Consider the following 22,045-nt stretch of genomic DNA (forward strand, 5'->3'; position numbering starts at 1 on the left):
CACCTGAGTCGCCGCCGCATTCAATGGAGTATCAACCGCATGAAAAAAACGCTGATAGCCAGCGCCGTCGCCGCCGGCCTGCTAGGCCTGCCCGCTCTGTCCATAGCGCAGGACGGTTTCGTTTCGGGCAGCAAGATCGACCTCAAGCTGCGCAATTTTTACATCAATCAGGATCAGCGCAGCGGCGATCCGGGGTACTCCAAAGCCGAGGAATGGGGTCAGGGATTCCTGCTTGATGCACGTTCGGGTTACACCCCGGGCGTGGTCGGCTTTGGTGTCGACGTACTGGGTCAGCTAGGCGTGAGGCTCGACGGTGGCGGGCGCAGCGGCAAGACAGGCCTTTCGCGCAACCCCGGCGTCATGTTTCCCTTGGATGACGACCAGGCCGCCAGTGATTTCGGCCGCCTCGATGTAGCCGCCAAGGCGCGTATCTCCGAAACAGAACTCAAGGTGGGGGTATTGCAGCCCAGCCTGCCGGTACTGACACGCAACGACGGCCGGCTGCTGCCACAAACTTTCCGCGGCGCTCATCTGACCTCGAGCGAAATCAGCGATCTGACTCTGCACCTGGGAGAAATCGCACGGGCCAGCGGTCGGGCATCGAGCGATTACGAGCACTTGCGCATCAACGGCGGGGACGAGCGGGTCAATCAATTCCGTTTTGGCGGTGCCGAATACAAGATCAATGACAACCTGACCGCGACCTATTTCCTCGCCGAACTTGAAGACTATTATCGCCAGCACTTCCTGGGAGCCAAACACAGCACCGAACTCGGTGCCGGCACACTCGTCACTGACCTGCGCTATTTCAACAGTGATTCTGTGGGTGCAAACGACGACCGGGCCGCTGGTTATCTCGCACGCGGATTCTATGACAGCGGCTCGACGGCCGGCCGTGTGGACAACGAAGCGCGCAGTGTCCTGTTCACCTACAGCCTCGAGGGCCATTCGCTGGGTCTGGGCTATCAGCACCTCAGTGGCGACAGTGATTTTCCCTTCATCAACAATGGCGATGGTGCCACGGCTTATCTGATCACCGACTCACAAATCGGCAAGTTCCTGCGCGCCGGGGAAAAGACCTGGGTTACCCAGTACAGCTACGACTTCAGCCAGGTCGGTGTGCCGGGCCTGAAAGCGTCGGCCGCCTACCTGAGCGGCAGCGATATCGGCGCAGCCGAGCGTGGCGCGGACACGGAATGGGAGCGTGACCTGAGGCTGGACTACAAGGTGCAAAGCGGCGCGTTCAAAAATGTCGGCGTTACCCTGCGCCATGGCAGTTTGCGCAGCCGGGTCAGCAATCAACGTGACGTGGACGAGGCGCGTGTCATTCTCAGCTACAGCATTGCACTGAAGTAAATACCCGAACGCACTGGCTTGGAAGGCCGGGTTCCATCCCGGCCACCGTGCGCTCCGGCAATGGCGCTGGTCGAGATGGAACTCGACCTTCCATGGTCCGGGGTGAATCGAAAGAGCGGCGCCAGCCTAGCCAAGTATTCAGGCAAGCTCCGCCTGGCCTTCCCTTTAGGGCCTCCTCAGCCTCTGGCTTTACTCACGCCCTACTCACGCCCTACGCTCATCGTTCAGGCCGACAAAAACAGCGCCCCTATCCCCGCCCGAGCAGTTACCATACGGCCTCGGCATTCTTGCCTCTCCGCAACCCGCTAAGCAGACAGCCGACGCTTTTCCGGACTCACGCGGATATTCACACAACCCAGGGAGCTGGTTCCGATGAGCGGGCTTAAAAGCATCATTCTTCACCATTCGTACTTTCGCGGCCTGCGGGTACGCATCGAGTGCGACGGACACACCAACCTGCAGGGCACCAACGGTGCAGGTAAGACCTCCGCGCTGCGCCTGATCCCCATGTTCTACGGCTACGAGCCGAACCGGCTGGTCGACAAGGTTGCCGGCAAGGACAGCTTCGTCAATTACTACCTGCCCAACCGTCAGTCCATGCTGGTGTTCGAATACACGCGGGCTGACGACGAGCCTTGCTGCGCGGTGATGTATCGCAAGGAGGGCGACGCCGGATTTGCCTACCGGTTCGTCAAGGCCGCCGCCGACGCCAGCGTCTTTCATCCTGACATGGAGGCGCTGTTTGCCCGGGGTGATGATGCCGCCAGCATCCTTCGCCACCATGTGCCCTCGCTGGATATCCGCGTCAGCCCCGAGATCAACCGCATCGTCGACTTCCGTTCGATTATCCAGAACGACCCCACCGGCGGGGGCCGTCGGGTACAGGGTGCGCGCTCGCGCATTGATATTCGTACGCTGGCCGGTCAGTTCGGGCTGGGCTCGATACGAACGCGCATGCAGCACATCGATGCCCTGACCACCGTGTCCATCAAGAAGGATCAGATGATGGCGCGGCTCAAGGAGATGATCGTCGACTCGCTGCTCAGCGATGTGGTCAACCTCGGCGCGCCGCCCAGCCACATCAAGAACGAAGGCCTGTGGAGTGATCTCAAAAGCCTGACCGCGTTTGGCGAGCACGAGAAAACTGTGAAGCAGGCATTGTCCGACTTCGATTCGGTGAAAGATAACCGCCTTGCACTCGATGACTGCCGCCGGGCTCTGTCGAATCTGCAGGCGCTGGGGGCGGATCAGACTGCCCTGCTCACGCGTCAGCTGGCGGGCGTCAATCTCGACATCACAGCGTTGGAAGAGGAATTGCAAGCCAGGCGCGGGGCGCTGGATGAACAGATCAGCCAGCAACGCGCGGAGGTAAAAACCTACCGCGACCGGCTGCAAAGCCTCGAGCAGGAGCGCGCCGACTGGGAAACGGAACGCGACATCCGTCATTGGGAAACAGAACTGGCGAACCTGCCCATGGTGCGCTCCGACCTTGAAGCAGCACGAGATCGCCTGCAGGTGCTCAAGGCCGAAAGCGAAACCATCACGCATGAGGCCGATCTGGCCAAAGTGACGATCAACCAGAAACTCGAACAGGATCTGGCCGCTCTGGAAGCCCGTCAACATGAGGCACAGGAGGCGCGCGACGCGCTGCGCAGCCAGCATCAACTGGCAAGCGAGGCACTTGAACAAAGCCGCGAGCAGGAGCTGGAAGCATTCGACGAGCAATTGACGCAGGTGCGCCATGAATGCGAGGCATTGCTGGAAGACGCTCGCGAACAGGAGCGCCAGGCCCGCGAGCCGAGCGCGACCGAGCTTGAGCAGCGCCGCAGCGCAACCAGTGCTGTCGCCCTTGCGCGCGAACAGCGTGAACAGACAGAACGGGATGTTGAGCGCGTCCGCCAGCAACTGGAGCTGGCAGCCAGTGCCGAGCGCAGCGCCGAACAACACTATGAACGCGCACGAGCCGATGTGCAGCAGGCTAAAGCTAGCCGGGACGAGATCCAGGCGTTGCTGTATCCCGAAGACGGAACCCTGCTGGCCTATCTGCGTACCAGCGGTCTGCCCTGGCATGAAAATCTCGGCAAGGCGATCAATCCTGCGCTGCTGTCTCGCACTGACCTGGCGCCAAGGCTATCCGATCAGCCCGGCTCGGATTTGTACGGCGTCAGCCTGGATCTCGGTGCGCTTGCGCTGCCCGCCGCAGCTGAAAGCGAAGCCGTACTGCAACAGCAACTCAGCCGCGCCGAACAGGCCCTGCAACGGGCTGAACAGGAGTTGGGGCGTAGTGAGGAGAAATGGCAGAGTGCACAGCAGGACCAGGCCCAGGCAAAGGACGCCCTCGCCCGCGCCAGGCAGGCGCACGAAAAAGCCGGCGAGCGCTACGCGCAGTCCGAACAAAGCGCGGAGCTGATCCAGCGTGAAGTAAACGAAGCCATCGAAGCGCGAACCCTTCAGGCAGCTGAACAACTGCGCAACCTGACGCAGCAGATGAAGGACCGGCTCACTCAGGAGCAACAGCGCCGCGATCAGCTGAAAACCCAGTTCTCCGACCGCCGCGACGCGCTCAAGCAATCACATGATGAACAGCTGGATGCTGCCAAGGCTGCGCTCGCCGCGGTTCAGGACGCCATGGAGCATCGCCGCTCCGCCGCTGCGCAGGATCTGGCCGCTATCGAACAGGCGCGCGACGACAAGCTGCGCGGCGCCGGTGTGGACGTCGTGTCGATCCGCGAAACCGAGCAGCGGGTAAAGACACTGAATGACCGCATCGGCCAGATCCAGTCCATGGAAGAACCTGTGCGTGAATACCGCTACTGGCTGAAACATCACTGGGCCGGATTTGATGCGCTGAAAGAGTCGCTGTATCAGGCCCAGACCGCACTGACAGCAGTCGAGCGCGAGCTGAAGGACTGCAAGGACAGCTACAGCGCACGCATCAATGCTCTGAAGGATCAGACAAAGCAGCTCGGTGCGGCACTCAAACGGCTCGAAGATCAACTGCACGACTGGGAGCAGCTGGCGCGTAGCGCCGGTGAACTGAGCGAAAGCATTCCGGTATCGGCCGAGGAAATCGCCGCGCATCAGACCGGTTCAGTAGAACACACTGGCTCCCTGGAATCGGCGACGCTGGTTACTGACGAATTGCGGCGGTTGATCAAGGCGACTGCCGAGACCAGAGACGCGGTCATCAAGGCCTTCACCCGCTGTGTTGCCGCACTCAACCAGCACCCCGATTCGCAGGTCTATCAGAAGTGGCAGCACCTGCATAACGCACGTCTGCACACCTCTGTGCATAGCGAAGGGTCCGAGGCATTTCGCATCGAGTCCATGGCCGATCTGCGCCGGATTGTCGAGCATGACCTGCCCGAGATTCGCAAGGCCTTGATCGAGAACGTGAAAAGCGCCGGCGGGGCCATGGCGCGTTATTACGAAGAACTCAAGGATATTGATCTGCGGGTCACCCAGGTCTCGCGCACGCTGGAAACCCGGATCAATACCGAGCATGACTTCGAAGCCATCTCCGATATCCGCATCCGGTTGCTGTCGCGCATCACGCAGTTCGACTTCTGGCCGCAGCTGAAGGCATTCGCCCGCGACTGGCATGAATGGGAACTGACGCGCCACCATGATCTCCCGTCGACCGAGCTGCGCAACGGGCTAAGCTCTCTGGACAAGATGTTCCGCAGCGCGCGCATGACTGCCAGCGATCTCGGTTCGCTGGTGGAGCTGGAAATACAGTTCACCGAGAACGGCCGTATCGTACCGATCCGCAACGACAATGATCTGCGCAACTCCAGCAGTACCGGATTATCCAGCATTGCCGTGGTGGTGATCTTCGGTGGCCTGTCACGCTTCTTGTGTCCGGATGAGAGTGTGACCATCACCTGGCCGATCGACGAGCTGGGCGAACTGCATCCCAGCAACATCGACAAACTCTTCCGCATGATGGACCGCAAGAACATCGTGCTGCTGTGCGCACAGCCCACCGCCTCCCACGAATTTCTGCGCCGCTACAAGCACCGTCTTCTCCTGAGCAAGGACCACGGCGTGCGCGATTTCGTGTATGCAAAACAGGCATCACCCAACAATCCGCTGGCACAGTTATTGTCAGGCAGCGAAGCGCTCACAGAAGGGGACAAGGCATGAGCAACGCCACCTTCCGCCACGTAATCGAAAAGCTCCTGCAAGGCGAGCTGCTCTGTGAAGTCAGCGACGAGGCGGGTTATCTGTATCTGCAGCTGGAAGATAACCTCGACCGGGTCAATCAGCATCTGGCCGTGCTCGGCCGTGGCGTCGCGCTGACCAGCGATATGACCGGTTATTACTGCGTCTACCTGGATGTTGAGGACAAGGGCGTACGCAACCGGCTGAACCATCAGTTCCATGCACTTGCCACCAAATGGGAGGCATTGCTGATGTGGCTGCGCCTGACCCGCCAGCTGTCACCAGAGGCGCATCCTCTGAGCGCGCGCGACATTCTCAAGGAAAGCGAGTTGCTTGGGGCGATTGAGAGCTCCTCCGCGCTGCAGGCCGAGCTTGAAAGCATCGCGCAGCGGTTCCAGATGCGCGGCAAGGTCGATCCCCGTACCCGTCTCAATCAACTGCTGCGTTTTCTTGAGAAGGAAGGTTTTCTCGTCGAACGTCACCCATCGGTCTATCAAGCCACTGCGCGCTGGTCGATGCTGCAGGATCAGATGGAGTTCATTCGTCAGCAGGAAGGCATCCGGCTCGCGGACCGGGAACATGAACAGGCGACCGCGCAGGAACAGGAGCAGCTGATCTGATGGCCAGGTACGACGAAGCCGCGCGTACCATTCGCATGCTGGACAAGCACTGCGATGTCCTGAGCCGCGCCTGCATCGAAAATCAGGGCATTATCGTCGACGAGCAGGACGGCGAAAAAGCCATTGCCGACCTGCAGGCGCACCGCCTGGTTTTCCGTCTGGACGAGCGTGATTCCTACGTGCAGGTCAACCGGGTGGTGTCCGAGCTGTTCCATCACGCCACGCAGAATTACCGTCGCCGGTTGTCGAGCGGCGCCGTAGATGATCTGTTCGACCAGCTCAAGCACGCCATCTCCGGCTATCTGGCTACCGCTGACCGCGGCCTGATGCGTGACCAGAAGGTTTACGAATCGGAAATTCAGGAGATCGTCGCGCACCTGATCGATACGCTGCGCGAGATCACCCAGCGCTTCGCGGGCTACGTGCGCAACGAGTTCAGCATGGTCAGCGATCTGTCGCAGCGCATCCGGGAAAACGAACGTGCGATCAAGGAGGCCTCACAGCTGAATGACCTGTTTGCCACCCTGACGCCTGATGTGCTGTCAGAGCTCGCGCGTTCGGACCGTTTGCTTTCGCACCTGCTCAAGAAAGTGCTCGGGCGTGCGGTCGGCTCCTGTGCAGACGAACTCCACGATGCCTTGCACAAACTGCGCGAGAACCTGACCAAGCTGCAGGACGATCAGCGTTATCGCGAGCACAACGAGCTGATCGATACGCTGCTGCAGCACTATCAGCGTAACCCCGGCTACCAACCGGGACTTGAACATTACCGCAGCATTCCGCGCATTTTCCGCTCCGCCGAACGGCTTGAGTTGAAAGCTCACCCGCCCATCGACAGCCCCAGCGAAGAACGCGTGCTGAGCGATATCGCCCAACAGGCGCTGGCGCGTATCGCCGCGGATGAACAGCCTGAACGTCGACATCAGGAGCCGCCCCTGGTACCGGTCAAGGATTGCCGCGACGGCGTTTTCCTGGCCGAACCCGAGCCGGTGGAGCAGGCTCTGCGCCAGATGTTCGAGATACTGCCGCAACTGGCCGAGCAGCAACCGGCCTCCTCTCTTGCGTGCCTGTCCTACCTGGATCTCGAAATCGATCCCGAGCTATGGCTGGTATGCGTCGCCGATCACTACGCCAACAGCGACTACGCCAAGGGCGATCAGCTCAGCATGCGCTTCCGTGAGCGGCCCCTGCCCGGCTACTCAGGCAACCATATGGTCGAGGACATTGAGTTTCGCCTGGTGAGCCATGGAGCCTGAGTGGTTCAAGACGGTCCAGGAGGCCTTGCGTACACGCAAGCGCAAGGTGCCGCTGACCCGTGTCTGGCTATCGATTCACGAAGAATACGGCGTCGGCATACGGTCGCGCTCGAGTCTGGATCTGTCAGACAGCGATCTCGACAAGCTATACACAGCAGCCCGACGCCTGACCCGCCACGACCCACTGTCACTGGATATTGAGAAGAGCCGGACGGACCTGTCCGCAGACACCGCGCAGGACAAACTCGGTTCTCAACCGGTCTTCCGCATGGTGCGCGTAGCCACGACCGACGGGCTGGTCGAGATGCGCGACGACAACGGCGCGATAGTCCAGATCCCCTGTCTACCGGGGATGTATGTTGGGGTTTGTGGCGCGAAACTGGTGATAAATCCCGAGCGCATTGACCAGGTGATCATCATTGAAAATGGCAGCGCCATGGAGCGCTGGTGGGATATCACGCATATGTTGCCGGAGCGCTATCGGCAGCGAAGTCTGTTCGTGTACCGCGGCCACGGCGCGGATGCCGCGGCGCTTCTGGGCACGCTGGAGGCTCTGCCGGATTCGGTTGCGATCCTGTTTTTTGGGGATTTCGATCCGAGCGGGATAGATATCGCTCTGGGCGTCGGCAAGCATCTGGGGCGATGCCATATCGCATTACTCGCCCCCGCCGAGCCGGGAAAGCTGGTGCAAACTATGTCAAAGCCTGGGACGTTCGAGAAGCAGTACCCGTGCCTGCAACGACTGCTCGAGCTGAATCGCTCAGCTGAACTAATGAAGCTGCTGGCATCGATCAGGCAGAACGGATGGGCGGTGACTCAGGAATCCCTGATCGCCCATCGCATACCGCTGGCTATTTATTCCGTTTAACGAAAGGTTGCTGACGTTCAACAAGAGCGCAGGCGCCCTTCGGGGAGCGCCTGCAGCAAGCTCACTTCAGATACGCTGGGCATTCCAGCCCACTGCGACATCGGTACCCTCCAGCGGAACGATCCGGTCGCCTTCGACCTTGCCTACATACTGCCGGGAGTCGATGGTAAAGCGGATCTCATTGCCGTGCAGGTGCGGCTCGGACAGCATCATGGGCTCGCCTCCGATTTCGGCGCTGCCCACTACTCTCTGGTAACTCTGTTCAATGAGGATCAGCGCTTCGGTCCCCTCGGCAGTGGTCAACTGCCATTTGCCGCCCACGCTCGCCGGCACGGTCCACATATGCACGGTACCGCCCTCCACCGTATCGGACTGATCCGGCTCCCATTCGCCGAGGTCAAAGCTGTGGGTGAGTACGCGCGCGCCGGGGTTCATGTTCTTCAGTATGACCGGCTGTAACCAGAGATTCTTCGCATTGAGCTGATACACCGTCAGTACCGATGCGTCGGAGAGATCAGTTTCTTGCAGATCGGCTCGCTCGAACCGAACCCGATCCGCTACGCCAGCCTCCTCGGCGTTCTGCTGCGCTTGGGCGAGCCGCGCGCTGTTCAGATCAATGCCCAGTGCCGAGCCGGCGTTCCAATCCTTGACGGCGCTGATGGCGATGCGGCCGTCCCCGGATCCAAGATCGATGAGGTGATCGTCCGGTTGCAGCGCTGCCATCTCGAGCATGCGCTCAACAACGGGATAAGGGGTTGGCACATAGGGTCGAGCGGGGGCGGTCGACGCCGCGGCATTGCCTGCGAACGACAAGAGGGAAGCCAGCGTTATCGTCAGGGTTGCGGTGCGGGCGCGTAAACTGCCCGCACGGAGCGTAAAGGGGGCCATCATTCCTCCAGCAAAACACGTTTGACATTAAAGGAATCCGCTACGGGCGACCCCAAGAGGAGGCAGCCGAGACACGGAAGAGCGCGTGCCATTTATCCGATATATCAGCACGACTTTGCCTCCCTGCCTGACAAAGCTAAGTAGTCGGATGAATCGCTGTCAACGCGGCCAGTCGGGGGCGGCATGGAAGCGTGAGCGGAATCTCAGTCCGGAATTGAACGGCCACACAAAGCGGAACTCATTGGTCACGCGGGTTTCTGATAGCAGTGCCGAGCGGATGTAAACCCAACGACGATTTCAGCACGGGCACGCGAGCTCGACGGGTTACCGCAGCACATTACCCTGCATAACTGTCTTGCCCCCGCACCACAACCTCCATTCCCCAGGCATGTATAACTGCCAGGTCTCGTTACTGGTGAGGGGTTCGGTTGCGATGACGGTCACTACATCATTCGGGGTGGTGTGCTCCTGAAAATCGATCGCAAGGTCGCGATCGCTCAGTTGGGCCGGACCGAAAGGCGCACGCCGGGTGATCCACGCGAGCTTGGTGGTGCACAGGGTAAACAGCCATTCCCCATTGCTGATCATCAGGTTGCACACGCCCTGGCGTGCGAACGCTCCACAGATGCCGGCCAGGCACGGCACCAGCTCTTCCAGCTCCGGCGCGGAACCGAAACGGCTTCGCAGCGTATTGAGAAGATCGCAGAACAACGCCTCGCTATCAGTAGAGCCCACCGGCTGAAAGGGTCCAGGCGAGGCGGCAAAATCATGCAGCTGGCCGTTGTGAGCGAAGGTCCAGTAGCGTCCCCATAACTCCCGGATGAACGGGTGCGTATTTACCAGCCCCACGCGTCCGACGTTAGCCTGGCGGATGTGGCAAATCACGTTTTCCGATTTGATCGGATAGCTCTCGACCAGCTGCGCAATGGCCGACTGATGACAGGGCTGCGGGTCATGGAAGCAGCGCACGCCCAGCCCTTCATAGAACGCCACGCCCCAACCGTCCCCGTGCGGGCCGGTTCCGCCGCCGCGCTGCATGAGACCCGCAAAACTGAAACAGATATCGGTCGGCACATTGGCGCTCATACCCATCAGTTCGCACATCGATTCGATCCTCTATCAGACAATGACTTGATCTTAGGCCAGCCATACGCGCCGCGCCTTCTCCCCGAAACTAACGCCCCACCCTCAAGTCTCAACAGTGACACTATCGTCAACAGGAGTCTCTAAATGAAGCTTTCCAGGGAATACCTCACTGCGCTGTTTCTCGCCCTCGGCCTGATTCTCATGGGCGGTTGTACCGTAGCCTCGGGCCAGAAGTCGGCCGGCGAATTTGTCGATGACAGCGTCATCAGCACTCAGGTCAAAACCGCTCTGATCAAGGACGACACTGTCCGCGCCAGCGAGATAAATGTCGAGACCTACAAGGGCGAGGTTCAGCTGACCGGTTATGTCAGTTCACGGGCGGCCGCCAATCGCGCGGTTGAGCTGACGCGGCAGATAAAAGGCGTCACGTCGGTCCGCGACGATATGCAGATTCGCTGACGGTAACGCCCGGCATGAGGCCGGGCGTTACTCTCACCTAGCCAATCCCGAGCCCTAACTTCCGCTGCCCATCGCATACCCGGTATAGGCAAGCCAGGCTGAATACAAACCGAGTATGAGGAACGCCGCAGCCGCTATCCGGCGAATCAGGTCCAGCGGGAGCCGACCCGCCACCGCGTTGCCCAGAAACACGACCGGCACATTGGCCAACATCATCCCCAGCGTCGTGCCAAGCACCACCCAGCCATAATCCACAAACTGAGCAGCCAGCACGACAGTCGCGATCTGGGTCTTGTCGCCCATCTCCGCAATAAAGAAGGCAACCAGCGTTGCCATGAAAGCGCCGTAGCGGCCGATCGGCGCTGTGTCCTCGTCCTCAAGCTTGTCTGGAACCAGTGTCCAGGCCGCCACCGCAATGAAGCTCACCGCGACAATGCTATGCAGAAGGGTGTCGGACAGAAAGCTGGCGACCAGCTGGCCCAATGCGCCGGCCAGGGCGTGATTAACCACTGTCGCGACGAAGATGCCCAGAACAATGGGCCAAGGATGATTACGAAAACGTACCGCCAGCAATAGCGCCAGCAATTGGGTTTTGTCGCCGATCTCCGCCAGCGCAACAATACCGGTTGATACGAAAAAGGCTTCCACGGATGTTCCAGAGAGGGCGGATCAGCGAACCAATGACACGCGCGCACCCCCGCCCTCGGTTGGTGCATGCATGTCAAAGGTCTCGTCAGACCCGATCGAAATGCGGGTCGCAAACGCCACGACCTGCGGGCCGATTATGTTGACGTTTGCCGTGGAAGACTGGCTTCCGGAGAGACTACTCCCCTAAGACGGCCGGAACTTTAGCAATAAGGTCCGGGCAGATCAACCTGGCGCGGTTGCCGAGTAGACCTTGAAGCGATTGTTCTCGCGCAACACGTGGCACGGGCCGATGTGAGCCTCCACCAGGGCGGGGTATTTCAGAAAGCCGTTGGCGACAATACGCAGCACTCCACGCGGCAAAAGATTGCGCGTGACCTGCTCGAAGAAGCGCTCGGCAATACTGGTGTCATGCCGGATACCGCTGTGAAACGGTGGATTGCTCACGACACCGGCAAAGCGCCCGTGAACATCGCTCAGACCGTCCGAGGGATAGACCTCGGCTTCGATATTATTGCGCTTGAGCGTCTCGGTCGCGCAGTAGAGCGCGAGGGCGTCTACATCAACCAGCTCAAACCGGGTCTCGGGGTTGCGTCGGCCGAGGGCCACGGACAACACCCCTGCCCCACAGCCAAAATCAAGTACTCTTCCTGCGGGCAGCTCGGCTGGCTCTTCTAACAGTAGCTCGCTGCCCTCATCGAGCCGGCCGTGGCTGAATACGCCGGGCAGGCTGACGAGATCAATCTTCTGGTCATGCAACTCGACGGTGAATTCACGCAGCCAGTCTTCCAGACGGAACGGCGCAGCCTGACCATTCACCGGCATGCGCCACAGCTGGCAATGGCGGGCCGAGTCGAGCTTTTCGGCGTTGTCGCCATACGGCGCCAACAGCTTTTCCGCACGGGTAATACCGCCCTTCTTCTCGCCCACCAGATACAACGGGCAACCAGCCTTTAACAAAGGCGCCATCTGCGCCAGCGCATACTCGGCGCGCTCAAGCGCCTTGGGCATGACGAGAATCGCGCCGTCGAGCTCTTCGAGCTGCGGACAGAGATGCGAAAAACTTAGGTGTTCTTCATCAAGCTGGCCGTTCAGCCCCAGCCAGACGGCATAGTCCCAGGTCCAGACGTGCCAGTCGGCTGGCAACTCACGGGTCAGCCCATCGGCCACTGGATTGACCAACAGCAGTCGCTTGTTGGCGAACAACTCGCTACTGCGCTCAATAATCTGGCTGGTGTTGTCCATGGCGGGCTCCTCGATGCTGGAAGGGGCTGGGATTGTACGCGGACGGGTCAGAGGGACCAAGCTGATCGTAGCTGACGGGGGCGCAGACCACGTTGCCATTCGCTGGGTTTGCGTTTCGGTGTGATGTTCCGTTAGCCGGAAACGCCTCAAGCAATAACTGCGTTGGTTCTGTTTTGGGGTCAGCTGTCGCGAGTCGACAGGGCTGCGCCGACACGCTGCAAGTACGTCCCTGTAAGCTCGCCGATGACATCCATGTCATCCCACGGTCGGCTCAGCCCTGTCGCCTCGCTTCGCATAAACATGGGCGTTGCCTGAGAGAGAATCAAAGCGAAAACTAAAGCGCTTTTAAACTTTACCTCACGGCGATGCTCATCAAGTCCGCCGGCTGTCAGGGTGGCGCAAGTGTCGAAAACAGGGATGTTTTCGTCAAGCCCCCAGGGACGGGTTCACGGCGTCTTGCGCAAGCCTGACAGCTGGCGGGCGCCCTGCTCCGGAGCATCGACGAAAACATTCACGCCGAATCAGATCACGCATGACAGGCAACCTTCCGCAGTACTGGAAACGTTCGGATCAACTTTTACGCGGTTTGGCTCGGGCGGTAGGCTGCGCCTGCGCCGGGTCGTCCGGCCAGTAGTGCTTGGGATAGCGGCCTTTCATGTCTTTTTTCACCTCGGCATAACTGCCCGCCCAGAATCCGGCCAGATCCTGGGTCACTTGCAGCGGGCGCTGGGCCGGGGACAGTAGGTGCAATTTCAACGCGACGCGGCCGCCGGCGATGCGCGGGGTGTCGGTACAGCCGAACATTTCCTGCAGACGCACCGCCAGAACAGGCGGCTCTTCTGCATAGTCGATGCGGATTCTCGATCCGGTCGGCACCGCCCAATGCGTCGGTGCCTGATCGTCAAGCTGTTTGGGCAATGGCCACGGCAAGAGCGTGCCAAGGATTGTCGGCAAATCGAGGTTCGCGAAATGCGCGAGGCGGCGCACTTTATCGAGATAAGGGGCCAGCCAATCTTCCAGCGTATCCAGCAGGGCTGCGTCTGACAGATCGGGCCAGACGCTTTGAACGCCAGCCTCTTCATCCAACCGGCGAAGCAGCTGGATCCGTGCCTGCCACTGGCGCAGTGCCGGGGTCCACGGTAGCAGAGCCAGGCCCTGACGTCGGACTACATCGCACAGCGCACGGTTACGCTGCGCGGGATCGATATCCGGCAAGGCTTCCCGGCTGAATACCAGCTCGCCCAGCCTGATTTGACGTTCCGCCAGCAGGGTCTCGCTACGCGGATCCCATTCGAGTGTATCCCGCCTGCTCAGTAACTCAGGTAGATATTCCCTGACCTGCTCAGCATCCAATGCCGTAGCCATGAAAATACGGGCGCTCCGCTGGGCTGCCTGCCCACCCAGACTGGCGACAGCCAGCCATGGCTCTTGTTGCAGCGCATCAACTTCGATAAAAGCGGCTGACCGGCCGTTAGCCAGACGGTATTCACTGCCGGCTTCGCCACGCCGCTGGGCGATGCGGTCGGGATAGGCCATGGCCAGCAGCAAGCCGATCCATTTTTCTGCAGCCGGGTCTGCTACAGCTGAACCGCTAGGCTGCGAACCAAGCAGTCGCTGCCATTGGGCGGAGAGCTGTCGGGCACGATGCAGCGCGCCGCGATCGACCGCAGGATCTGCTTCAGGCGCGGTAAAAACGGCCATGCGGCGGGCGATATCGGCGTCCTGCACCTGGCGAAGAATATCGCGCTCACCGATTATTGCTGCAAGCTGACACGCCTGTCTTCCGAGCCCCAGCGAGTGACCGCGCAAAAGCATGTGCGCCAGACGCGGATGCATCGGCAACGCAGCCATGGCAGTACCATGCTCGGTCAGCTTCCAGCTTTGACCGTCCAGCGTCAACGCGCCCAGACGCGCCAGCAGTTCCCGCCCTTGCTGCAACGCAGCAGACGGGGGCGGGTCAAGCCACGCCAATTCGTTTACGTCGTGCACGCCCCATTGACCCAATTGCAACGCGAGCGGCGCGAGGTCGGCCTGCAGCATTTCCGGCTGGCTCCGCGCCGCCAGTTGCATATGTTGGTCAGCTGACCACAGCCGGTAACATACGCCGGGTTCGAGACGTCCCGCCCGGCCGGCGCGCTGTTCTGCCGAAGCACGCGACACCCGGCGCGTGTGCAAGCGCATCATGCCGGATACCGGATCGAAGGCCGGCTCGCGGGACAGGCCTGCGTCGATGACGACCCGAATACCCTCGATGGTCAGGCTGGTCTCAGCGATGGTGGTTGCCAGCACCACCTTGCGCTGACCGGGTGCAGCAGGACGGATAGCTTGCCGCTGGGCAGCAAAGTCCAGCTCCCCATAAAGCGGAGTGACGAGAATGTCGGGACGCTCGCCCAGGGCTTCGTTCAGCTGCGACTGAACGCGGCGGATTTCTGCAACACCAGGCAGGAAAACCAGAACACTGCCCGCCTCTTCAGCCAGCGTCTGCACTGTTTGCTGTACCACGACGGGCTCGATGAATCGGCCTGGCTCTAGCGGATTGCCGTAACGGACTTCCACGGGATACTGACGGCCTTCACTGCGAATCAGCGGCGCATCATCCAACAAACGGCTCACCACCTCGGCATCCAGCGTAGCGGACATCACCAGCAGTTTCAGCGGCGGCTCGTCACGCAGGTATTGTTGGGTTTGCAGACACAGCGCCAGACCCAGGTCAGCATCCAGGCTGCGCTCATGAAACTCATCGAAGATCACCAGTCCCACGCCCGGCAGTTCGGGATCAGCCTGCAGTAATCGCTGAAGTATGCCTTCTGTAACGACTTCGATGCGGGTGGCAGCGCTGACCTGTGTCTCCAGCCGGATACGGTAGCCGACGGTTTGCCCGACCGGTTCGCCGAGCATCTCGGCCAGGCGCTCTGCCGCTGCACGCGCGGCCAGGCGACGCGGTTCGAGAAGGATGATCTTTTGCCCGGCCAACCATGTATTATTCAGCAGCCTCAGCGGGACCAGTGTCGTTTTGCCTGCACCCGGGGGCGCCTGCAACACGGCGCAGGGATGCCTGGCAAGGGCATCCTCCAGCTGCGGCAGGACATTCTGGACCGGGAGTTCGCTCGTCTGGTTCAAATAGAACTCGCTACACTGAAAGCTGAAATGGGTCGCTATTCTACCCGGCCCTGCCGTCTCACACGAACCGCCGACATAACGGATTGGAGGAGTTTAATGATGCGTCTGAAACCACTGGCCTGTGTGTTGCTCACCACAGCTCTGACTACCCAGCTTGCCGCCTGCGGTACGATTTTCTATCCGGAGCGCCGCGGACAGATCCAGGGCAATATTGATCCGGGTATTGCTGCCCTGAACGCGATCGGCCTGCTGTTCTACCTGGTGCCTGGCATCGTGGCCTTTGCAGTGGATTTCGCTACCGGTGCGATTTATCTGCCGGACCAGCGCTACAGCATCGCCCCGGAGCGTCTCAACGAAGCCGTTGATGGCCAGGGCAAGGTGGATCGGCTCAAGCTCAAGGCAATTATCAAGCAGGAACTGAATCTGGATCTGCCGCTGGAGCATGCCCAGCCGATGACCAGACCGGACCATCAGGAACTGGCTCTGCTCGGGTTGGCTGCGAAGCGCGCCTGATGACCGCGAAGGTGCTGGATCCTGCAAGCCGGAACCGTCTGCTGAAGCTCGCCACCTACGCTTCAGTGACGGTAGCGTTGGGTCTGATCGTGCTCAAAGGCTCGGTATGGTTGATGTCAGGTTCGGTGAGCCTGCTGGCTTCGCTGATCGACTCCTTCATGGATGCCGGCGCCTCGATCATCAACCTGTTTGCGGTGCGCTACTCCCTCAAGCCCGCTGACAGGGGCCACCGTTTTGGCCATGGTAAAGCCGAGGCACTCGCCGGCCTGGCACAGTCGGCCTTTATCAGCGGATCCGCCATTCTGGTGTTCGTGCAGGGCATCAGGCGCCTGATCAATCCGCAGCCGCTTGATGCAGCCTGGCTCGGCGTGCTGGTAATGCTGATCTCTATCGCTGCCACCATCGGATTGCTGTTGATCCAGCGCCGCGTCATCAAGCACACCCAGTCCACCGCCATCAGCGCCGATGCCCTGCACTATCGCTCGGATCTGTTGATGAACCTGAGCATCATCGCGGCGCTGATGCTCGCTTATTACGGTATCGCTCGGGCGGATGCGCTGTTCGGTGTGGTCATCGCGCTCTACATTGCCTACGGCGCGGTGCACATTGGCCTGTCTGCCACCCAGATCCTGATGGACCACGAACTTTCTGACGAAATCCGCGCGCATGCGCTCGCGCTGGCACGCGCGGTCCCTGGCGTGGTTGGCGTACATGATCTGCGCACCCGCGAATCCGGACAGCACTGGTTCATGCAACTGCACGTCGAGTTGCCCGCAGAGATGTCGCTTGCTCAGGCGCACGATCTGGGTGAGGAAGTTCGCATGGTCATCGAGAAAGCCTATCCGCAGGCCGATGTGCTGGTGCATACCGATCCAGCCTGAAACGAAAACGGCCGACCATCGAGGTCAGCCGTTTTCGTTTTATGTCCGTTTCGCATTCTGGTGAAATGCTGCCTTATTCCTCAGCCTTGTGAGCTGGGTGACCGAATGGCCTGCAGGTCCGGTAAGATCTGCGGCCGCTTCCCCTGTTGGTTGAAGGAGAAGTTGGACTGTTCGGTCCGGGCTTCAAACTTGAAACCATGGTACCCCTACCGCAGCGCCATTTCTTGCCTAAGATTGCCCGCAAAGCCTATGCTTCAGCAACAAAACATCTATTTATGCCGTTTACCTGCAATTATCTAAGGCCGAACCATGAATGAGCACAATCTGGATCGCTTCGATCTGAAAATCCTCGCGGAGCTGCAACGCGACGCTCGCATAAGCAATCAGGAGCTGGCTGAGCGTATAGGCCTTTCACCCTCACCCTGCTCCCGGCGCGTGAAACACCTCGAGGACAGCGGCTATATAACGCGCCAGGTGGCCCTGCTGGATCCGGCTCGCCTGGGGCTGAAGCTGACCGCCTTCGTACTGATCGGCATGGACCGACACACCCCTGAACGCTTCGAAGGATTCGAAAAGGCGATCAGGGGCTGCGCTGAAGTGCTCGATTGCTACCTGGTCACCGGGATGGATGCCGATTATCAACTACGCGTAGTCGTGCCGGACATGGAGCACTATCAACAGTTCCTGCTCGGTACCCTGACACGCATTGAGGGGGTTTCCAGCGTGCGGTCCAGCTTCATGCTGCACAAAATCGTCGCGTCTACTGAACTTCCGCTGGCGCATATCACTCCTCAGTAGAGACTATCGATCAAGGCTGAGCGCATCGACCGGGAACGGTATAATGCGCAGCGTTTTTCTCGTTATTCAGGAGCAATCAATTGGATTACCAGCAGTTTGAAGCGCTCGCGATGCCCCTTATGCTATTCGGCCTGGTGGCTTTCATGGGGTTTATCGTGTGGGATCTGGCCAAGAAATCCCAAGCTGGGCGCTGGGGCACCATGGTGCTGTTTTTCGCGCTCGGCCTGGGCGTGCTCGGGTTCATCATCAAGGCCATCATCATCGGCCGGGTCGACGGCTGACACCGGCAAACTGCGCTTGCAGCGGACCAGTTTCGCTGCATTCCCAATAGTGGCATGCTCAGGGTTCAGCTCATCCCATCGCGTCAGCGCCAAGGAGCCTACCCATGAGCATCGAGATCCTCGCGGAAACTCACGAAGTCACCAATCAGGTGCCGCCACTGGATGGCACCAACCTCTACCGCTCGGATCTTCCGCTGCAGGAATGGGTGAGACGTTACGGCGGCGGCTGGGCTGACGAGGCGCTAACGCGATACGGCGCTGTGGCCGGTGACCGCCTGATGACGGCAGGCTTTCTCGCTAACGAACACAAGCCTGTCTTCAACAGCCATGACCGCTATGGTCACCGCGTTGATCTGGTTGAATTCCATCCGGCGTACCACGAACTGATGTCAGCGGGTATCGCAGCAGGCATTACGTCAGCTCCGTGGACGGATCCTCGTCCCGGCGCACAGGTGGCGCGCGCCGCAACCATGTATCTACATAACCAGGCCGAAGCCGGCACCAGCTGCCCGATGACCATGACCTACGCCTGCGTTCCAGCGCTGCGCCTGCAGCCGAATCTGGCGGAGCTCTGGTTACCGAAAATACTGTCCCGCGAATACGACCCGCGCAACCTGCCGATGGCCGGGAAAACCGGCGCTACCATCGGCATGGCGATGACCGAGAAACAGGGCGGCACCGATGTGCGGGCCAATACCACACGCGCCCGTCCCGTAGGTATCGGCGGGCCTGGCGAAGCCTACCAACTGGTTGGACACAAATGGTTCTGCTCGGCGCCGATGTGCGATGCTTTCCTTACCCTCGCCTACACCGACAAAGGCCTGAGCTGTTTCCTGCTGCCGCGCCACAGGCCGGACGGCTCACGCAACGAGTTTTATATTCAGCGGCTGAAAAACAAGCTGGGCAACTGGGCCAACGCCTCGAGCGAGGTCGAGTTCCGGGGTGCGCTGGCCTGGATGGTCGGTGAAGACGGGCGCGGCGTACCGACCATCATAGAAATGGTCTCGCTGACCCGCTTCGATTGCATGATCGGCTCCAGTTCGCTGATGCGCCAGGCCGTGACTCAGGCGATTCACCATTGCACGCATCGGCAGGTGGGCGGACGTCCGCTGGTTGAGCAGCCGCTGATGCAGAACGTGCTGGCCGATCTGGCGCTGGAAAGCGAAGCTGCTCTGGCGCTGACCATGCGTATGGGCAAGGCACTCGACAACGCACATGACGAGCAGGAAGTGAAATACGCACGCCTGGTCACCGCAATCGGCAAATACTGGATCTGCAAACGTGCCCCGGCAATGATCAACGAAGCACAGGAATGCCTCGGCGGCGCAGGCTATGTCGAGGACACCATCCTGCCGCGCCTGTATCGCGAGGCGCCGGTGAACTCGATCTGGGAAGGCTCCGGCAACGTGCAATGCCTCGACGTACTGCGCGCTCTATCGAAGGAGCCCGGCGTGCTGGATGTGCTCTTCGCCGAGCTCGGCGACGGCCAGGGTGACGCCCGACTTGCGGCACATATTCAGCGTCTGCAGCAGGCCTTTGCCGACAAGGACGATATTCAGTACCGCGCGCGCCAGTTGACCGAAGATATTGCTGTCGCGCTTCAGGCGAAGCTCTTGCTGGACGCAGGCAACCAGGCCGTGTCCGACGCCTTCATTGCGAGTCGTCTCGAAGGACGCGGCCATGCCTTCGGCACACTGCCGCGGGGTGTTGATGTCGCGGCACTGGTGGCCCGCTCTGCGCCAATGCAGGGCTGATGCTCTGCATTCGAAAAGAACGGTAAGGCTCATTGGATCATATGGAGTGGGCTGCCGCGTGACGACAGGGCCGTGCCGACACGCTGCAAGTACGTCCCTGTAAGCTCGTCGATGACATCCATGTCATCGCACGGTCGGCTCAGCCCTGTCGCCTCGCTTCGCATCAAAATTGGAATTACCTGACAGGAAAAACAAAGCGAAATCGGCTTTCGTTTTAAATCTCCACCTCACACCGATGTTCATCAAGCCCGCCGGCTGTCAGGGTGGCGCAAGTGTCGAAAACAGGGATGTTTTCGTCAAGCCCCCAGGGACGGGTTCACGGCGTCTTGCGCAAGCCTGGCAGCCGGTGGGCGCCCTGCTCCGGTGATCTCGGCGGCACCAATTACAAGCTCCAAATAAATTTCAGTCATTCGTTGGGTCGTGTTTCAGAGTCAGCTGTCGCGAGGAGGCAGGGCCGCGCCGACACGCTGCAAGTACGTCCCTGTAAGCTCGTCGATGACATCCATGTCATCGCACGGTCGGCTCGACCCTGTCGCCTCGCTTCGCGTCAACATTTGAGCTGCCGGAAGGCAGACCCCAAACCAGCTTTATGCTCCGCCTCACGCCGAGGCTCAATCGAGCCCGCCGACTGTCAGGGTGGAGCAAGTGTTGAAAACAGGGATGTTTTCACCAAGCCCCCATGGATGGGTTCACGGCGTCTTGCGCAAGCCTGACAGCCGGCGGGCGATGCTCCTAACGCTACTGGACCCAGACTACCAACCGAACTAGCATGACGGGCTTTACACTGCAGCCTTCAACCATGCGCAAGCCGAAACAGCCTTCCCTAGCCAAGCGACCCCTGGCTAAACCGCGCCGAGCGCCCGCGCCGCCGCCAGCCAATCCGCGCCTGATTGCATTCAACAAGCCATTCAATGTGTTGACCCAGTTCACCGACGGTGAGGGCCGCGCGACGCTGAAGGACTTCATCGACATCAGCGGCGTCTATCCCGCGGGCCGGCTGGATCGGGACAGCGAAGGATTGTTGCTGTTGACCAATGATGGCCGGCTGCAGACACGGATTACCGACCCGAAGCACAAGCTGGCAAAAACCTATTGGGTGCAGGTGGAAGGGACACCAACTGAAGAACAGCTGGAGACTCTGCGTAAAGGGCTAGTGTTGAATGACGGCCCAACCCGGCCGGCGGAGGTCGCAGTGATAGCCGAGCCTGAGCTCTGGCCACGCGATCCGCCGGTGCGCTTTCGTCAAAGCATTCCCACTACCTGGCTTGCGATAACCATTCGCGAAGGCCGCAATCGCCAGGTGCGACGGATGACCGCCGCGGTGGGGCTACCAACCCTGCGGCTGGTGCGGGTCAGAATTGGGGACTGGGCGCTCGGGGATCTGCAACCCGGGCACTGGCGAGAACTGACGCCACAGGCGCCTGGTTAACCGACCAAGAGCCCCGCCGGCATCCGATGCTGATTAGGGCATGACGCCTTGACCCGCTGCAGCTACTCTTGAACCACGCAAACCGAGTCGGAGCCTTCATGAAACCGCTGTTTTTTGCTTTGAGCCTGCTGCTAATGCCTTTCGCTCAGGCGGACGAGCCCGCCACGCCGGCCACTGACCGTATCGAGCCCTGGACACTACCCGATCAGTTTGATGAGCCCTATACCTTCGAACCGGATGAACGCGTCATGCTCATCGCTGCAAGCAATGGCGCTGCAGGGCTGGTAAATGATGCAATCAAGGATCAACCGGAGGGCTGGCTGGCGCAGCGCAGCGTGATCTACGTTGCGGACATCACCCGCGTGCCCAAGTTTGTAGCCAACCGCGTACTGATACCCTCCATGCGCTCTGCAGCCTACCGCATCCTTCTGGATCGGGAGGATCAGGTGGCAAGCCGGTATGTGACGGAGCGCAGCGAGGTACTCTGGCTCGGTCTTGAAGACAGCCGGATCATCGAGCGTCGGCGCTTCGACTCCGCCCCCGCTCTTCGGCTGGCACTGGAGGCGCTTGATCCCATCAACGACACGGACGCAGCGGCGCAGCCCGGGTCTGTGGATGCGGACCGGTGACGCTGCCTCGCCCTCGCGAGTCGGTTTAGAATGGCCACTGGCATTTTACCGGA

General features: G+C 60.4%; 18 protein-coding genes and 1 riboswitch. Of the genes, 13 read left to right on the top strand and 5 right to left on the bottom strand.

Going from position 1 to position 22,045, the window contains the following annotated elements; translation table 11 throughout:
• Nucleotides 1-39: 39 nt before the first annotated feature.
• From HG264_RS08200 to HG264_RS08220, 5 genes are all read left to right on the top strand, one after another.
• The gene (locus HG264_RS08200; RefSeq protein ID WP_169407206.1) at nucleotides 40-1,356 is read left to right on the top strand and encodes an OprD family porin; all 1,317 of its coding nucleotides are present in this window, start codon (nucleotides 40-42) and stop codon (nucleotides 1,354-1,356) included.
• A gap of 372 nt (nucleotides 1,357-1,728) precedes the next feature.
• A complete protein-coding gene (locus HG264_RS08205; RefSeq protein ID WP_169407207.1) occupies nucleotides 1,729-5,502 on the top strand; it encodes an ATP-binding protein in 3,774 nt (1,257 codons plus the stop codon).
• Entirely contained in the window at nucleotides 5,499-6,140 is a 642-nt protein-coding gene (locus tag HG264_RS08210; RefSeq protein WP_169407208.1) for a hypothetical protein, read from the top strand. The genes HG264_RS08205 and HG264_RS08210 overlap by 4 nt, the downstream gene beginning before the upstream one ends.
• Entirely contained in the window at nucleotides 6,140-7,396 is a 1,257-nt protein-coding gene (locus tag HG264_RS08215; RefSeq protein ID WP_169407209.1) for a hypothetical protein, read from the top strand. Before HG264_RS08210 ends, HG264_RS08215 begins: the two co-directional genes overlap by 1 nt.
• Nucleotides 7,397-7,421: 25 nt before the next feature.
• Nucleotides 7,422-8,264, top strand: coding sequence for a hypothetical protein (locus tag HG264_RS08220; RefSeq protein ID WP_169407210.1), 843 nt, complete (start codon nucleotides 7,422-7,424; stop codon nucleotides 8,262-8,264).
• 66 nt (nucleotides 8,265-8,330) lie between these two features.
• On the opposite strand, the gene HG264_RS08225 is transcribed toward HG264_RS08220, so the two are convergent.
• Nucleotides 8,331-9,155, bottom strand: coding sequence for a cyclopropane-fatty-acyl-phospholipid synthase family protein (locus tag HG264_RS08225; RefSeq protein WP_218573051.1), 825 nt, complete (start codon nucleotides 9,153-9,155; stop codon nucleotides 8,331-8,333).
• A gap of 321 nt (nucleotides 9,156-9,476) precedes the next feature.
• Nucleotides 9,477-10,256 carry a class II glutamine amidotransferase gene (locus HG264_RS08230; protein ID WP_169407212.1) on the bottom strand — a complete coding sequence of 260 codons (780 nt, stop codon included), beginning with the start codon at nucleotides 10,254-10,256 and terminating at the stop codon, nucleotides 9,477-9,479.
• 126 nt (nucleotides 10,257-10,382) lie between these two features.
• Here HG264_RS08230 and HG264_RS08235 point away from each other — a divergent pair, with 126 nt between their 5' ends.
• Entirely contained in the window at nucleotides 10,383-10,697 is a 315-nt protein-coding gene (locus HG264_RS08235; RefSeq protein WP_169407213.1) for a BON domain-containing protein, read from the top strand.
• A 54-nt stretch (nucleotides 10,698-10,751) separates the two neighbouring features.
• Here HG264_RS08235 and HG264_RS08240 read toward each other — a convergent pair whose 3' ends face one another.
• The 3 genes from HG264_RS08240 to hrpB form a co-directional block, all read right to left on the bottom strand.
• Entirely contained in the window at nucleotides 10,752-11,345 is a 594-nt protein-coding gene (locus HG264_RS08240) for a TMEM165/GDT1 family protein (RefSeq protein WP_169407214.1), read from the bottom strand.
• An 88-nt stretch (nucleotides 11,346-11,433) separates the two neighbouring features.
• A riboswitch (yybP-ykoY riboswitch) is annotated at nucleotides 11,434-11,541 on the bottom strand.
• A 26-nt stretch (nucleotides 11,542-11,567) separates the two neighbouring features.
• Nucleotides 11,568-12,587: a methyltransferase gene (locus HG264_RS08245; RefSeq protein WP_169407215.1), complete on the bottom strand. Its 1,020-nt coding sequence runs from the start codon at nucleotides 12,585-12,587 to the stop codon at nucleotides 11,568-11,570.
• A 570-nt stretch (nucleotides 12,588-13,157) separates the two neighbouring features.
• Entirely contained in the window at nucleotides 13,158-15,707 is a 2,550-nt protein-coding gene (gene hrpB, locus HG264_RS08250) for an ATP-dependent helicase HrpB (protein ID WP_169407216.1), read from the bottom strand.
• Between the two features lie 96 nt (nucleotides 15,708-15,803).
• Here hrpB and HG264_RS08255 point away from each other — a divergent pair, with 96 nt between their 5' ends.
• The 7 genes from HG264_RS08255 to HG264_RS08285 all read left to right on the top strand — a co-directional run bounded on the left by HG264_RS08255 (nucleotide 15,804) and on the right by HG264_RS08285 (nucleotide 21,992).
• Nucleotides 15,804-16,220: a polyribonucleotide nucleotidyltransferase gene (locus HG264_RS08255; RefSeq protein WP_372240209.1), complete on the top strand. Its 417-nt coding sequence runs from the start codon at nucleotides 15,804-15,806 to the stop codon at nucleotides 16,218-16,220.
• A gap of 11 nt (nucleotides 16,221-16,231) precedes the next feature.
• Nucleotides 16,232-17,101 (top strand): cation diffusion facilitator family transporter, encoded by an 870-nt coding sequence (locus HG264_RS08260; RefSeq protein WP_372240230.1) that lies wholly within the window; start codon nucleotides 16,232-16,234, stop codon nucleotides 17,099-17,101.
• A 309-nt stretch (nucleotides 17,102-17,410) separates the two neighbouring features.
• Nucleotides 17,411-17,899 (top strand): Lrp/AsnC family transcriptional regulator, encoded by a 489-nt coding sequence (locus HG264_RS08265; protein WP_169407218.1) that lies wholly within the window; start codon nucleotides 17,411-17,413, stop codon nucleotides 17,897-17,899.
• An 80-nt stretch (nucleotides 17,900-17,979) separates the two neighbouring features.
• Nucleotides 17,980-18,180, top strand: a complete 201-nt coding sequence (locus HG264_RS08270; RefSeq protein ID WP_372240210.1) for a DUF2788 domain-containing protein — start codon at nucleotides 17,980-17,982, stop codon at nucleotides 18,178-18,180.
• A gap of 104 nt (nucleotides 18,181-18,284) precedes the next feature.
• Nucleotides 18,285-19,934 carry an acyl-CoA dehydrogenase family protein gene (locus tag HG264_RS08275; RefSeq protein WP_169407219.1) on the top strand — a complete coding sequence of 550 codons (1,650 nt, stop codon included), beginning with the start codon at nucleotides 18,285-18,287 and terminating at the stop codon, nucleotides 19,932-19,934.
• 799 nt (nucleotides 19,935-20,733) lie between these two features.
• Nucleotides 20,734-21,363 carry a pseudouridine synthase gene (locus HG264_RS08280; RefSeq protein WP_169409061.1) on the top strand — a complete coding sequence of 210 codons (630 nt, stop codon included), beginning with the start codon at nucleotides 20,734-20,736 and terminating at the stop codon, nucleotides 21,361-21,363.
• A gap of 98 nt (nucleotides 21,364-21,461) precedes the next feature.
• On the top strand, nucleotides 21,462-21,992 hold the full coding sequence (locus HG264_RS08285; RefSeq protein WP_169407220.1) for an FAD/FMN-containing dehydrogenase: 531 nt from the start codon (nucleotides 21,462-21,464) through the stop codon (nucleotides 21,990-21,992).
• Nucleotides 21,993-22,045: the final 53 nt, after the last annotated feature.

Source organism: Pseudomonas sp. gcc21, from assembly GCF_012844345.1.
In the GTDB taxonomy this organism is placed as follows: domain Bacteria; phylum Pseudomonadota; class Gammaproteobacteria; order Pseudomonadales; family Pseudomonadaceae; genus Halopseudomonas.